The sequence below is a fragment of the uncultured Citricoccus sp. genome (assembly GCF_937871995.1).
GTDB lineage: Bacteria > Actinomycetota > Actinomycetes > Actinomycetales > Micrococcaceae > Citricoccus.
Map to the genome: position 1 here is coordinate 1 of NZ_CALMQR010000148.1, position 12,552 is coordinate 12,552.

The 12,552-nt window shown below is 67.7% G+C and carries 17 protein-coding genes and 1 pseudogene; 8 read left to right on the top strand and 10 right to left on the bottom strand.

The window, feature by feature from the left end; all coding sequences use genetic code 11:
- The 3 genes from Q0283_RS16795 to Q0283_RS16805 form a co-directional block, all read right to left on the bottom strand.
- Positions 1-452 (bottom strand): SRPBCC family protein (locus tag Q0283_RS16795; RefSeq protein ID WP_298045744.1); only part of this gene is annotated, 452 nt, incomplete at its 3' end.
- A gap of 75 nt (positions 453-527) precedes the next feature.
- Positions 528-1,643, bottom strand: coding sequence for a peptide chain release factor 2 (prfB, locus tag Q0283_RS16800; protein WP_183524443.1), 1,116 nt, complete (start codon positions 1,641-1,643; stop codon positions 528-530).
- A gap of 34 nt (positions 1,644-1,677) precedes the next feature.
- On the bottom strand, positions 1,678-1,884 hold the full coding sequence (locus tag Q0283_RS16805) for a hypothetical protein (RefSeq protein WP_298045745.1): 207 nt from the start codon (positions 1,882-1,884) through the stop codon (positions 1,678-1,680).
- Positions 1,885-2,008: 124 nt separating this feature from the next.
- Between Q0283_RS16805 and Q0283_RS16810 the strand changes: the two genes are divergently transcribed.
- Positions 2,009-3,475 carry an S-layer homology domain-containing protein gene (locus Q0283_RS16810; protein WP_298045746.1) on the top strand — a complete coding sequence of 489 codons (1,467 nt, stop codon included), beginning with the start codon at positions 2,009-2,011 and terminating at the stop codon, positions 3,473-3,475.
- Positions 3,476-3,505: 30 nt separating this feature from the next.
- Here Q0283_RS16810 and Q0283_RS16815 read toward each other — a convergent pair whose 3' ends face one another.
- The 7 genes and pseudogenes from Q0283_RS16815 to Q0283_RS16845 all read right to left on the bottom strand — a co-directional run.
- Complete coding sequence (locus Q0283_RS16815) at positions 3,506-3,982, bottom strand: hypothetical protein (RefSeq protein ID WP_298045747.1); 477 nt, start codon at positions 3,980-3,982, stop codon at positions 3,506-3,508.
- A 5-nt stretch (positions 3,983-3,987) separates the two neighbouring features.
- The gene (locus tag Q0283_RS16820) at positions 3,988-4,449 is read right to left on the bottom strand and encodes a hypothetical protein (RefSeq protein WP_298045749.1); all 462 of its coding nucleotides are present in this window, start codon (positions 4,447-4,449) and stop codon (positions 3,988-3,990) included.
- Positions 4,433-4,804, bottom strand: a complete 372-nt coding sequence (locus tag Q0283_RS16825; RefSeq protein ID WP_183524428.1) for a TadE family protein — start codon at positions 4,802-4,804, stop codon at positions 4,433-4,435. The genes Q0283_RS16820 and Q0283_RS16825 overlap by 17 nt, the downstream gene beginning before the upstream one ends.
- 2 nt (positions 4,805-4,806) lie before the next feature.
- A complete protein-coding gene (locus Q0283_RS16830; protein ID WP_255459401.1) occupies positions 4,807-5,025 on the bottom strand; it encodes a hypothetical protein in 219 nt (72 codons plus the stop codon).
- Positions 5,026-5,085: 60 nt separating this feature from the next.
- Entirely contained in the window at positions 5,086-6,021 is a 936-nt protein-coding gene (locus Q0283_RS16835) for a type II secretion system F family protein (protein WP_183524422.1), read from the bottom strand.
- Positions 6,022-6,876 (bottom strand): type II secretion system F family protein, encoded by an 855-nt coding sequence (locus Q0283_RS16840; RefSeq protein WP_183524419.1) that lies wholly within the window; start codon positions 6,874-6,876, stop codon positions 6,022-6,024.
- Positions 6,876-7,838: pseudogene (locus Q0283_RS16845) on the bottom strand (ATPase, T2SS/T4P/T4SS family); the annotation flags it as partial. The gene Q0283_RS16840 and the pseudogene Q0283_RS16845, both read right to left, overlap by 1 nt.
- A gap of 228 nt (positions 7,839-8,066) precedes the next feature.
- On the opposite strand from Q0283_RS16845, the gene Q0283_RS16850 reads away from it, so the two are divergent.
- The 7 genes from Q0283_RS16850 (at position 8,067) to Q0283_RS16880 (ending at position 12,535) form a co-directional block, all read left to right on the top strand.
- Complete coding sequence (locus tag Q0283_RS16850; protein ID WP_298045750.1) at positions 8,067-8,945, top strand: sigma factor; 879 nt, start codon at positions 8,067-8,069, stop codon at positions 8,943-8,945.
- A gap of 274 nt (positions 8,946-9,219) precedes the next feature.
- A complete protein-coding gene (locus Q0283_RS16855; RefSeq protein ID WP_298045751.1) occupies positions 9,220-9,555 on the top strand; it encodes a hypothetical protein in 336 nt (111 codons plus the stop codon).
- Complete coding sequence (locus Q0283_RS16860; protein WP_298045752.1) at positions 9,533-10,135, top strand: hypothetical protein; 603 nt, start codon at positions 9,533-9,535, stop codon at positions 10,133-10,135. The genes Q0283_RS16855 and Q0283_RS16860 overlap by 23 nt, the downstream gene beginning before the upstream one ends.
- Positions 10,136-10,200: 65 nt before the next feature.
- Complete coding sequence (locus tag Q0283_RS16865; protein ID WP_298045753.1) at positions 10,201-10,329, top strand: hypothetical protein; 129 nt, start codon at positions 10,201-10,203, stop codon at positions 10,327-10,329.
- A 375-nt stretch (positions 10,330-10,704) separates the two neighbouring features.
- Positions 10,705-11,271 carry a hypothetical protein gene (locus Q0283_RS16870; RefSeq protein WP_298045754.1) on the top strand — a complete coding sequence of 189 codons (567 nt, stop codon included), beginning with the start codon at positions 10,705-10,707 and terminating at the stop codon, positions 11,269-11,271.
- A gap of 102 nt (positions 11,272-11,373) precedes the next feature.
- Complete coding sequence (locus tag Q0283_RS16875; RefSeq protein ID WP_298045755.1) at positions 11,374-11,868, top strand: hypothetical protein; 495 nt, start codon at positions 11,374-11,376, stop codon at positions 11,866-11,868.
- 358 nt (positions 11,869-12,226) lie between these two features.
- Entirely contained in the window at positions 12,227-12,535 is a 309-nt protein-coding gene (locus Q0283_RS16880) for a hypothetical protein (RefSeq protein ID WP_298045756.1), read from the top strand.
- The last annotated feature ends 17 nt before the right edge of the window (positions 12,536-12,552 follow it).

Consider the following 12,552-nt stretch of genomic DNA (forward strand, 5'->3'; position numbering starts at 1 on the left):
GCCAGTGCGGCGAGCCGGTCCACCGAGGCCATCAGGGACGAGCGGGTGGTGGCCAGCGCACGCGGGAACCGGGTCTCGTCACTCAACTGCGTCCAGTCGTAGGTGTGGCGCACCAGGGTGGTGCCCTCATCGGTCGGCTCGAGGTCCCAGCGCCAGCGGTGGCCCCGGGGCTGTTCACCGGCCGGGGCGGGCAGCCAGGCGATGCGCCGGCCCTCCTCGAACTCCACGACGTGGTTCTCGCGGGACTGTCCGTTGGTCAGGTCCGTGACGAACACGTCGCCGACCGCCCGGACCCGCTGGTCGGGTCCGGAGTGGGCGAGGTTGTCATTGCCGTCCCACTCGGGCTGCCGGGCCGGGTCGGCGATCAGCTCGAAGAGGACCTCGGCCGGCGCGCGCACGGTGCGCTCGGCGGTGACGATGCGTTCGGAGACGGGGGGCAGTGAGGCGTCCATGGCCCCAGTCTGGCACCGATCCGCCGTGGTGCGGGTCCACGTCCGGTTGGTGTCACACCCGGGCGGTTCCGGCGCTCAGTCCTCCTCGTGGCGCGCGTTGGCGCGCCAGCGGATCCCGGCGTCGATGAACCCGTCGATGTGACCGTCGAAGACGGAGGCCGGGTTGCCCTCCTCGTGGTTGGTCCGAAGGTCCTTGACCATCTGGTACGGGTTGAGGACGTAGGAGCGCATCTGGTCGCCCCAGGAGGCCTTGACGTCTCCGGCCATCTCCTTCTTCTTCGCGTCCTCCTCGGCCTTGCGCACCAGCAGCAGGCGGGACTGCATCACGCGCAGGGCGGCGGCGCGGTTCTGGATCTGGGACTTCTCGTTCTGCATGGACACCACGATCCCGGTGGGCAGGTGCGTCATGCGCACGGCGGAGTCCGTGGTGTTCACGGACTGGCCCCCGGGCCCCGAGGAGCGGTAGACGTCGATCTTCAGTTCGGACTCGGGGATCTCGATCGAGTCGTCGGACTCGATGAGCGGGATGACCTCGACGGCGGCGAAGGAGGTCTGGCGGCGGCCCTGGTTGTCGAAGGGGCTGATGCGCACGAGGCGGTGGGTGCCGGCCTCGACGGACAGGGTGCCGAAGGCGTAGGGGGCGTTGACCTCGAAGGTGGCGGACTTCAGCCCGGCCTCCTCCGCGTACGAGGTGTCCATGACCTTGGTGGGCCAACCGCGCTGCTCGGCCCAGCGCAGGTACATGCGCATCAGGATCTCGGCGAAGTCGGCCGCGTCCACGCCCCCGGCACCGGCGCGGATGGTGACCACCGCGTCGCGTTCGTCGTACTCACCGGAGAGCAGGGTGACGATCTCCAGGTCGTCCATGGCCTTGCGGATGGACTCCAGCTCGCGGGCGGTGTCCGCCCGGGCGGCGTCGTCGTCCTCCTCGGCGGCGAGTTCGACCATGATCTCCATGTCCTCGATCCGCGAGGCGAGCCGTTTGATGCGCTCGAGCTCGGACTGGCGGTGTGAGAGCTTGGAGGTGACCTTCTGCGCGGCCTCGGGATCGTCCCAGAGGTCCGGGGCGGACGCCTGCTTCTCCAGTTCGGCGATGTCCGCCTCGATCTGGGCGACGTCCGACACCTGCTCGATTTGCGACAGGGTGGAGCGCAGCTCCTTGATTTCAGCGGTGTAGTCAGTCTCAGCCATGGTGTGGTCCAGCCTACCGCGATGTGGGGCGGGCTCAGGGATACCGCATCCGCTCCCCCACGTGATCGAGCACCGAGGACTCGGTGGAGGTCAGGACCCCCATCTCCTCCCCACCGTCACAGGTCACCAGGGACAGGGTCAGCGACCCGCTCCCGACGGCGACCACCCGCCACCCGCCGCCGGAGTCCTCCCAGCGCAGGAGCCGGACCAGATCCGGCGTGGGCTTGCCCTCGATGTCCATGGCCGCACTCTAACGGTCGCAGTGTGGACGGCACGGCCCCGCGGGGCGACCGAGAGACCGGCCGAGAGGTCACGATTGGGTAGCATCCCCCTCCCTGACGTGGAGAGACAGCAGAATGAGAGCCGTGAAGCTCCTCTCGGCACTCGCCGCCCTGACCCTGGTCCTGACGCCCACCGGTTCCGCAGTCGCCACGCCGACGCCGGTCCCGCCGTCGCAGGCCTCGGTCGTGACCGAGTCGGTGACCTCCGAGCCGGTGCCAATTTCGGTCGACGGCGTCGACGTGGACGGGCTGGAGAAGCTGCCCGAGGCGCCCGTGGCGCCCGAGACCCGGTCGGGCCGGATGAACGCGTGTGCCGTCCGTGACTTCCGGGACATTCCCCCGAGCCACTCGTACTACCGGTACGTGAACTGGATGGCCTGCCAGGAGCTGACCGCCGGCTACGCCAATGGGACCTTCGGGTTGAGCAAGCAGCTGTCCCGCGGGGAGACGGCGATGTTCCTCTACCGGCTCTCCGGCGAGCGCCACGACCCCGGCACCACGGTCGACTTCCTCGATGTTCCCGTCGGGGGCGCATACTTCACGGCGGTGTCCTGGATGAAGGAGAAGGGGTACGGCGCTGGGTACGCGGACGGCACCTTCAACCGGAACAGGAACATCTCCCGCGGCGAGCTGTCGTCCTTCCTCTACCGGATGTCCGGCAAGACCTACCGCACGACGGCGTACTCACCGTATTCGGACATGTCGCCGCAATCCGGGTTCTTCACGGCGGCGGCCTGGTTGCAGTCCACCGGGATGATCTCCGGCTACACGGACCGATCCTTCCGTCCGACCCGCCCGGTGACCCGGGGTGAGGCCGCCAAGTTCCTCTACTCCTTCGACCTGGTCGGGGAGGGCACCCTGCCGACGTCCGCCGCCGACCGGTGGACGACGGTGCTCACGCCCCTGCACACCACCGCCAACCCGCGCACCAGCCCGGTGCGGAACCTGGCACCCCAGAGTGGGATCGTGCGACTGGGCGAGCAGGGCTCGATGACCCGGGTCCGGGCTGGGAGCACCGTGGGCTGGGTCAACTCGGACTTCCTCTCTCGGGGCAAGCCCGGGACCACCCGGGTCCCGTACCCGGAGCCCACCACCTACAACCACCGCGCCGCGAACAACATGGCGCTCTGGTGCTGGGACATCCCGATGGCCAAGACCGTGGACGGCTCCAACGCCTGGGCGCAGTTTGAGGTCAGTGGGTACCCGCAGTGGCCGTCCACCTACGACGTGGCGGAGCTGATCGGCCTCGGTCACGACCTGGACCCCGACTCCGTTCCCGCCCGGGCGGTCCAGCTGCACGAGTGCGCGCACATCCTGCAGTACCGCGCCTACCGCTACGACAATGTCGCCCTGAACTCCCGGATGGGCCAGATCTACCCGAACGGCCGGGATAGCGGCGTGGAGCACATGGCGGACTGCATGGCCGATGCCATGGGAGCCCGGCGCGCGTTCACGTCCGGCGGGACCACCTGGACCGTGGGCTACGGGGGCACGTGCACCTCGGCCCAGATGGCCTCGGCCCGGAAGCTCATCGCCGGCGTGCGGCCGTGATCCCGCAACGAGGCTCCTGCCATCACGGCCTCAACGGGTCAGTGAGGTGCGGGAGGAACTCGTGGCGGCCACGCCGACGCCGCTGGGAACGACCCAGTTCACGATCGGTGGGTGCGCGGTGGCGGTGAGCACGACCTCCACCGTGCGGCCACCGTCGGTGACGGACACGCTCTGGACGGTCAGCCCGTCGAACCGCTTATGGGCCCCCGCAGCGGACAGGTACTGGGTGACCGCGGCGCTCGCCTGCTCGCGGGTGAGCACCGGTGCGTTGTCCTGCTCCGCATCGATCCGGTAGCTGTCGGCGGCCGCCATCGTGGCGCCGTCGGCCGCCGAGAGCAGCCGGCGGGCCTCGATGTTCACGGCCGTGACCGCCAGGATCACCGTGGCCAGGAGCAGGCAGACCGCGGTCAACCCCACGACGAGCACCGTGGTCTGTCCGTGCTCTGCCGCCACGGCCGACCTGCTCGGGTCCCGGCCCGCGAAGGTCCTCCTGTCGGCTACGCCCATCCGTCTCATCCGAACCTCGGAACCGGTTGCTGGGAGCTGCTGGTGACGGTGGCGACGGCCGCGTCCCATCCCAGGCCCTGGGGCAGCAGCGGAACCGGAACCCGGACGGCGACCTCCACGGCCACCGAGGACCCCGGTTCCAGGCAGGGGGTCGATGTGCACGAGATGCTGGCCCGATGCGTGGCCGGGGCCAGACCGTAGTCCGCCAGGGTCAGGGCGACGACGCGGTCGGCGCGCTGGGCTGCCTCCGCCTCGTCGGGTGCTGCCACCATGGCCTTGGCCGCCTGGTCCGCGGCGGCCACCGAGGCATAGGCCGCCGACTGGATCTGGCTGGTCAGCAGCAGGAAGTAGACGACGGGGATCAGCAACAGTGCGGCCAGCAGGACGAACTCCACGGTGGCCGAGCCGTCCTCCCCAGACGGATCGACCCGGTCGACCTTCAGCCGGCGCTCAGTAACGGAAGGCATGACCGTCCGCCTCCAGACGGACCGGGCCGGTGAGGAACCCCACCATCGGCATCTGCGTGCGGACGGTGACCCGCACCATGGTGCTGTCCGCTCCGTCGACCAGCCCGGCGGTGACCTCCGCCTCGGCCCCGCCCGGGATCGAGCCGGTGAGCAGCTCCCGGGTCCGTGCGGCGCCGTCGGTGGGTGTCCGGTCCCCCAGCGCGCCATAGCGCGCACCGGCACTGGCGGCGTCGATGAGCGTGTTGCGCACGTGGATGATCAGTCCGAACTGCAGGATGGCGGCGAAGAGGACGGCCAGCAGGGCCATCACCATCACGGACTCGGCGACCGCCGAGCCGCGCTCTGACTCGCCCACTGTCAGTTGGTGGAGACCTGGCTGATGGCCTGGTTGAAGAGGTCGGTCAGCGCCGGTCCCGCGATGGCCAGCAGGCCCGCGACGAGCAGCGCCGACATCAGGGTGATCATCACCCAACCGGGTACGTCACCCCGTTCGTCGGTGCGGGCCCCGGCGAGAAAGGCCCTCAGTGCCGCGAGCGCGCGGTGCGTGAGACCGGTGGTGTCCTGGTGGTGCTGCATGGTGTCCCCCTTCATGGGTTCGGTGGGTGGGTGGTGTTCGAGGTCGGTCGGATGGCGTTCTCAGAAGCCGAGGTTCATGATCGAGATCCCCGGGAAGATCGCGAAGACCACGGTCAGCGGCAGGATGCCGAAGACGAGCGGCGTCATCATGCCGATCTCCTTGCGCCCGGCCGATTCCAGCAGTTCGCGCTTGGAGAGTTCCCGGACGTCCTTGGCCTGGGCCCGGAGGACGTCCGCCAGCGGCGTGCCCCGTTCCAGCGCCACGAGGATCCCCTCGATGAAGCGATCCACGGGTGCCAGTTGGACGCGGCGGGCACACGCCTTCAGCGCGGTGTGGATGGAGGCCCCCGCACGCATGTCGGCCAGGACCGTGCCGAATTCCTCGGCCAGCGCTCCGCGTGCCGAGGTGGCCACCCGCTCCAGGGCACCGGGGGCGCTGTCGCCCGCGCTGACGGACATGGCGAAGAGTTCGGCGATGGACGGGAACTCACTGAGGATGCGGGCGCGACGACGCTTGACCTGGCTGGTCAGCAGGTTGTCGCGCAGGAAGAAACCGACCACGGCCAGGGCCCCCACGATCACGACACCCACGACGGGATGGAGGCCGCCGTTGATGGCCAGTGCCACACAGGTCGTCATCCCCACTGCCGCTCCCGCGGCCGCGGTGATGAGCTGCTGGGCCCGATAGTCCTGGACCGAGAGCTCGGAGCCGGAGGCCTGGAGCTTGCGCTCCAGGGCCTGCTGGCCCAGGTTGAACCTACCCAGCTGGCGGACGCCCTCGGCCAGCACGGGTTGCAGGATCCGTCCCAATGCTCCCCACGGAGAGACCTTCTGGTGTTCGCGCAAGAGGGACGAGGCGGGTGCCTGGTTGCGCAGTTGTGGCGACACCCGCCGGACCAGGGAGGGTTGCCAGCCCCAGGGCACGGCCACCACCACGAGTGCCAGGCCGGCGCCCAGGACCAGTCCGAGGATCCCTGCCGTCATCAGCGTGGTCATCTAGAGCACCCTTCTCTCGTTCGGAAGGGCGCCGATCCGCAGCATCAGCTGATAGCACACCACCGAGACCAGGAGACCACTGACCAGGACCAGGACCCCGCTCAGGGATTGGTAGGCACGGACGGCCTCCGGTTGGGTGCCCAGCAGCAACAGGACTACCCAGGGGGCCGCAACGGCCAGTCGGGCTGCGTTGACGGTCCAGGACTGGCGGGACTCCAACTCGCTGCGGGTCCGGGCATCCTCGCGCAGGAATTCCGCGAGGGTGGACAGCAGGTTGCCGATGTCAGCGCCACCGACGTCGCGGGTCAGTCGCAGGGCGGCGACGAGGCGGTCGGCCACCGGGTCCGCCATCCTGAACTTGAGGTTGTCCAGCGCGTCGGTGAACCGCTGGCCGGAGCGGTAGTCCCGGGAGAACTCCCGGAAGGCCGGTTGCAGTTCCTCCGGCCCCTTCTCCCCCAGCTGGATGAGGGCCTCGGGCAGTGTCAGCCCGGCCCGGATCGCCGAGCGGAGGTGGTCCACGGCGTCCGGCCAGACGTCCCGCAACAGGGTCTGCCGCTTGCGGGCCTGCCAACGCAGGGCAACCCAGGGCACCAGGGCGCCGAAGAGGGCAAAGCACAGGGCGATGCTCACCGTCCTGGTGATGAGGAAGACCACCAGCAGGGCGACGAGCGCGCTGCCGACCGTGGCCGCCACGACACCGGCCGGGCCCACCTGCTCCACACCGGCCCGGGCGAGCAGCTGCCGCAGCCTGCTGTCGCGGGGCGCGGAGACCTCTCGCCGGGCCTCCCGCGGCCAGAGGGACCACCACACCAGGAAGAGGCCAGCGCCCAGTGTCAGGCCCAGTAGCAGTGCCATCAGCCGACCCCGACCACGGTGCGAGCGTCATATCCGTGGGCCTTGAGCTTGCCGTTCTCCAGCATGGCCGAGGGGTTGAGCACGAGCTGACCGTCGACCCGATGGAAGACCGTGGAGGACTCGATAATGCCGTCCTCCACCCGCGAACCGACGGCGAGGATCTCCTCCACGTACCGCCGCCCGTGCCGGTCCCGGGTGCAATGCACCACGAGGTCGAAACAGGAGGCCACCGTGGGAACCACGAAGTTCCGTGAGATGTTCTCTCCGGCCATCAGGGGTAGCGTGCAGATCTTGGTCAGCGCATCAGAGGCACTGTTCGCGTGGATCGTGCACATCCCCGGCAGTCCACTATTCAGGGCCACGAGCATGTCCAGGCTTTCCGCCTCGCGTACCTCACCGACGATCAACCGGTCCGGGCGCATGCGCAGGGCTTCCTTGACCAGGCGGCGCAACGGGATCTCCCCGTTGCCCTCGAGGTTCGGCTGGCGGCACTGCATCTGCACCACGTCGCGCAGGGGCAGCTTGAGCTCGAAGATCTCCTCCACGGTGACGACTCGTTCACGACTGCCGATGGAGGCGGACAGGCAGTTCAGCAGGGTGGTCTTGCCGGCCTGGGTCGCGCCGGAGACGAGGATGTTGAGTCCGGCATCGACGCTGGCGTCCAGATAGCGAGCTGCCTCGGCGCTCAGGGACCCGGAGCGCACCAGGTCCTCGAGGTGGTGTGCGCGGACCACGAACTTGCGGATGTTGACCGACCAGTGTCGTCGGGTGATGTCCGGGATGACCACGTGCAGTCGTGACCCGTCCGGCAGTGCCGCGTCCACGAACGGCGAGGACAGGTCCAGGCGGCGGCCGGAGGACTTCAGCATCCGTTCCACGAGGTCACGGACGTTCTCCTCGGTCAGGGTGATGTTCGTCAGTTCGGAGACCCCTCCACGGGCGCAGAACACCGCGTTAGGGGATTGATACCCATATAGCTTTCATGGCATAGATAAGCCCCGGCGATGCGTCAACATCCCGGGGCGTGGCAACCACTTCTAGAGAGTGACTGCAATGCCTGATCCTACCCATTTCCCTGCCGCTGGAACAGACCGCGTGTACAGGGCCCTTAGCGGCGCCCGTGCGCTTCTCGGGGCTGTTGCCCTGTTCGCGGTGCTCTACTCCCCCTCGATCCTCACGGGGGTGGCGTCATGAGCACGGAAACCCTCGACCACGGACTAGAGGCCTTCCGAGGCGCAGCGGTCAACGCTGCCCGATCCTTGGGCCTCCCTCTCACCGATGTGGACGACATTCTTCAGGACGCTTGGCTGTCCCTTCAGAGGGTCGACCTCGATCCTTCCCGGAACAGTGACGGGATGGTCGCCACGGTGATTCGACGCCGAGCGATTGACCTGGCCCGCCAGCGGTCCCGCCGTGAAACGACGGTGGACCTCGACGCTACAGACCTTGATCAGGTGACCTACGACGGTCCCCGTGACGGGGACTTCACGGAGACGTTCGCTGACCGAGACGAAGCCGCATGTCTGCTCCGGTGGCTCTGTGCCGCCTACGAACAGACCGGCCTGAACCTCGACGTGCTGCACACGGTGTTCCGGATCGCTCTGCACCATGACGGCAACGTGCCCGCCGCGGCTCGCACCATGAGCCTGACCGATGCACAGGCACGGTCACGGGTCCGTGAGGTCCGCGAATCAGCCGAGACCATCCGCGCCGCCCGCCGGCACGCTGACCGGGGCCCGGTGGACGTGCTGACCGTCCTGACCGATCTGGCGAGCACCAGCCCCACCCCGGCGCCCTACCGGAACGCGCTGCCGCTGATCGAGCACGAACAGCGCCACGGCCACCTAGAAACGGTCGCCTACGCCCGTGACCACCACATGCCGCACAGCACCGTCCGCGCCCGATGGACCACCGCCCGCCGGCTCGTTCTGCTCATCCGCTTCACCGCCTCTCAGGGCCAGGACATAGGTCCTGCCCCTGAACCGCATATCAATCACCACACGTCTGGCACCAAGGTGCACTGCCGGACATTCCGTGACGGTTTGGGGGACACAAATGCGGGACGCTAAGACACCGACGACGCCGCGCCGGCCCCGCGAAAAGGCTCCGGACCAGCGGCCAGAACTGCGGTGCCGGTGGTGCCTGAGGGCACTCACGGCCGAACGGTCCAGCCGGATTTACTGCTCAGACCGGTGCCGGAAAGCGGCCTACCGTGCCCGCCAACGTGCCGAGCGTGAGGCCGGGGAACTAGCCCGGGTCCGCGGCGAACTGGCTGCCTCCCGTGCCGAGTGCGCCCGCCTAGAGGCCCGGCTGGTTCAGGTCCAAGCCCGGGCGGATCGGTACGTGGAGGAAGCGCACCAGCACCTGACCACCGTCATGGGCGCCGTGGACCAGAGCGTCCAGGAGGCACGGGCGGACGCCATGAAGGGGCAGGACCGGCGGATCAGTGACGCCCTGACGGAAGCGCACTACCAGGGCTGGTTAGCCGGTGCGGAAGCGATCAGCAAGGCGTGGGACGCAAAGCTCACCGCCGCCGAACGCGCCGCGTTGCGCGATGAGGCCGAGCGCGACGGGCTGCCGCACTCGCTCCGCTCTCTTGCCATTGAACAACCGGCCCGGGACGCGCTGAACCTATCCACCGACGCAGACAGGACGAATGACCATGCTGGACAACATTGACCCGTGGGGCCTCGATGCCCTGAACGGGATAGCTGCCACCTTCCTGGGCGCCGCGATCGTACTAGTAGCTATCGGGGTGACCATTGGGGCCGTGCGGTGGGTTGGGGGCAAGGCTACTGCCAGCCCTGAGCAGGCCCGCCGGGGGGCTATGACCATTGGCGCCGGGGTGATGGGCGCCGTGGTCCTGGGCTCCATCGGTGGCGCCGTCCATTGGGGGTCCGGGCTCGGCACGGCCAACCTGATGCCGGAGGCGGCCCGGCCCGGAACGATCACGATCGAACGCAAGGCACCCAAGACCACGTGCACGTCTCAGGCGGTGCGAAACTTCGATGATGAGGATCGGATGCTCACCCATCAGGAGCGGGTGGCACTGGTCCAGCAGGTTTCCGGAGGCGGGATCACGGTCCGGGCTGGGGAACAGGTCATGACCTTGAAGTGGTATCCCACGGGGACGGACTGCAGTGCCGACAACACCACCGCCGCGCCTGGCACAGAGGTGGAGGCCCGCCTCTACGACACGGTGGCCGTGGGTGGATCTGATGAACAGGTCCGGAAGCACACCGTTGGGGAGGGGTCATGACCCGGGGTCTCCGGCGGCGCGTAGAGGCCTTCCGGGCGGCATGGATTCGGGCCGCCGTGGGACCGATGCCCGAGCACATGGCGCGCCGCATTCCAGCCTGGGCCAGCACACAGCGCGGCCGGATCATTCTGGCCGCCTTCGGCGTCCTCGCACTGACCGGGTGGGCGGCCGTGTTCTCGCTGATCGTGTTCTGACCACCGGGCCGATACAAGCGGCCCCTCACGCTCCCTGTGAGCCTCTGAGCCTGCCCCGGGCGGTATCCCCTCCCGTGGCGGCCTGAGCGGCTTACGCTCCGTGTTCCTGCCTCACGACGTACTCAATGAGGCGCGGTTTAGACATAGCAACGTTCGGTCCCGTACCGCCGGGGCACTGTTCGCAAAGGCCACGCGATCAGGTCCACCTCAGCTCGTCCCCGATTCGGGGGCGAGCCATAGGTGCTACTCCGAATGATGGTTGCCGGGGTTCGGGGAGAAGTTGTGGTGTGGGGGACCAAAGCAAGGCCAGTCCCGCGCATGCGGGTCCGCGTGGTCTGCACTTCTCCCCTCGCGGCAGTGTCTTAGCCTTCTGGCATGGCGACTCTTCCTGACCCGATCCGCGTTCAGTTACTCACGGATGGGTGGCAGGATCCTGCGGTGTGGGCGCTGGTGCTGTCGGTCGCGTCAATCGTGCTCACGCTGCTGTTCCGCTATTGGGACCGTGTGCACGTCGACGTGAAAGTAATCTGGCCCCTGATCCTTCCCTCCCGCGCCGGTAAATCAGAGGACGGCGTGGCGATCCATTGGCTTTTCGTGACAGTCACAAACCGGAGCCGCTCAACTGGGACGACTGTTCATAGCGTGGACCTCCAACTGAGGATGCGCCAAAGAGCTGGGGTGACTCGGAAACAACGATCAATGGCGCTGCCGGTCTTGAATGGCCTGCCGAAAACTAAGGATCGGCTCGAACCTGGCGACGCCTGTGACGTTTACACCGAAGGTAAGGCTGTGCTTGATGCGATTCGTCCCTTGCGGAGCCTTGTGGCCGAGTCGGAATGGAAGGGTACTGAGATCCGCGTTTCGGCCAGTCACGGACATGGGCAGGCAGTCACAAAGTGGGTGCCGATTGGCCAAGCTCTGCCCGGTTCCGAGGGGCTCTAGGGAGAAGGCCCTCGGAACCGGCACAGCCTGCAAGCGTGCAGGCGTGGCCTAGGTCTGGGACCGCGGACATGCCCGGTGCCCTGGCCTGACCATGCTGGGACCATGACACTCAGAATCGCCAGTGAGTTCGCCGCACATTTCGACCGTAAGCGCGTAGACACAGCGCTGACCGTGTATACCCAGGAACCGGCGCTATGGACTGGGGAGGCGCTGATGGCCGGGGCGGAATGGGCGGGACGGTTTGAGGGTCCGTCTTTCATCTCTGAGTTGGACGCACTGGTGGGTGGGCTGCCCGATGACCAGCTACGCCCGATCTTGGGGTGGCTCTACGTCCGTCCCAGCTATCCGCTACTGTGCCTGCCCGAGGCGCGATGGTTCGACCTGTTCATGCGCATGGGCTACACGGAATGTGGCGAACCGGCTTCCCACCCGCCCTGGCCCATCCAGTTATTCCGCGGCGCCCTGCCGGAGTTCCGAGCTAACTGGTCGTGGACCGACGCCCGGCCCCTGGCCTGGCAGTTCGCCACTGAGATAGGCCCGCTGTACAGCGGTGGCCTGAGGCAGGGAAAAGTGTGGACGACCTACGTACCGCCATAGCGGCTGCTGGCCAAAGTGGACCCGGAGCGCCTGCCTGAATGGACCACTGATGTGCCGCTGCACTCCGAGTACATCGTGTACACGAAGAATCTGAAGATCATGGAGGATCCGATCCAGGGGCGCGTGGAATGAGTAGCAATCACGTGGCATCCATCCTTTGACAAGGGACGTTGTTGTGTCACCCTGTGGACTACACGCTTACTACCTCGGAGGGAACATCATGCGACGTCGGTATGTCGTGCCCATACTGGCCACTGGTCTTCTACTGGCCGGATGCGGTGACCCGGCGGCGGAGGAAGCTTCACGGTCAGCGGAGGCCTCCCGCCTCGCTGCAGCGCTGTCCCCGCGGGATGTGGTCGTGGAAGTCGACGCCGTCGACCGTGAGGGCACCCCCTCCCTCCCGAACCTGCCGGCGTTGGGGCGGATCACCATCGGCACCGGCGACGGCACGGAGCAGGGGCAGTACAAGCTGCCCTGGAAGAATAAGGGAGGCACGGAGGGCGTCACGTACCGCATGAACGCTGGTGAGGTCCTGTCCATGAATGCTCAGGTCACGCAGGGTGCGAATGGGATCCTGTGCCGGATCAGCGTGGACGGTGAGGTGGTCGTGGAGAACACTTCCACGGGTGAGTATGCGGTGGTGTCTTGCGTGGCCTCGGTTGAGTGAAAGCCGTGGGCGGCAGA

Coding starts and splice junctions, on each gene's coding strand:
- prfB (WP_183524443.1), bottom strand. CDS start 1,643: ATGGCTGAGACTGACTACACCGCTGAAATCAAGGAGCTGCGCTCCACC.
- Q0283_RS16870 (WP_298045754.1), top strand. CDS start 10,705: ATGGCGACTCTTCCTGACCCGATCCGCGTTCAGTTACTCACGGATGGG.
- Q0283_RS16850 (WP_298045750.1), top strand. CDS start 8,067: ATGAGCACGGAAACCCTCGACCACGGACTAGAGGCCTTCCGAGGCGCA.
- Q0283_RS16860 (WP_298045752.1), top strand. CDS start 9,533: ATGACCATGCTGGACAACATTGACCCGTGGGGCCTCGATGCCCTGAAC.
- Q0283_RS16805 (WP_298045745.1), bottom strand. CDS start 1,884: ATGGACATCGAGGGCAAGCCCACGCCGGATCTGGTCCGGCTCCTGCGC.
- Q0283_RS16830 (WP_255459401.1), bottom strand. CDS start 5,025: ATGCAGCACCACCAGGACACCACCGGTCTCACGCACCGCGCGCTCGCG.
- Q0283_RS16815 (WP_298045747.1), bottom strand. CDS start 3,982: ATGGGCGTAGCCGACAGGAGGACCTTCGCGGGCCGGGACCCGAGCAGG.
- Q0283_RS16875 (WP_298045755.1), top strand. CDS start 11,374: ATGACACTCAGAATCGCCAGTGAGTTCGCCGCACATTTCGACCGTAAG.
- Q0283_RS16840 (WP_183524419.1), bottom strand. CDS start 6,876: ATGGCACTGCTACTGGGCCTGACACTGGGCGCTGGCCTCTTCCTGGTG.
- Q0283_RS16820 (WP_298045749.1), bottom strand. CDS start 4,449: ATGCCTTCCGTTACTGAGCGCCGGCTGAAGGTCGACCGGGTCGATCCG.
- Q0283_RS16835 (WP_183524422.1), bottom strand. CDS start 6,021: ATGACCACGCTGATGACGGCAGGGATCCTCGGACTGGTCCTGGGCGCC.
- Q0283_RS16865 (WP_298045753.1), top strand. CDS start 10,201: ATGCCCGAGCACATGGCGCGCCGCATTCCAGCCTGGGCCAGCACACAG.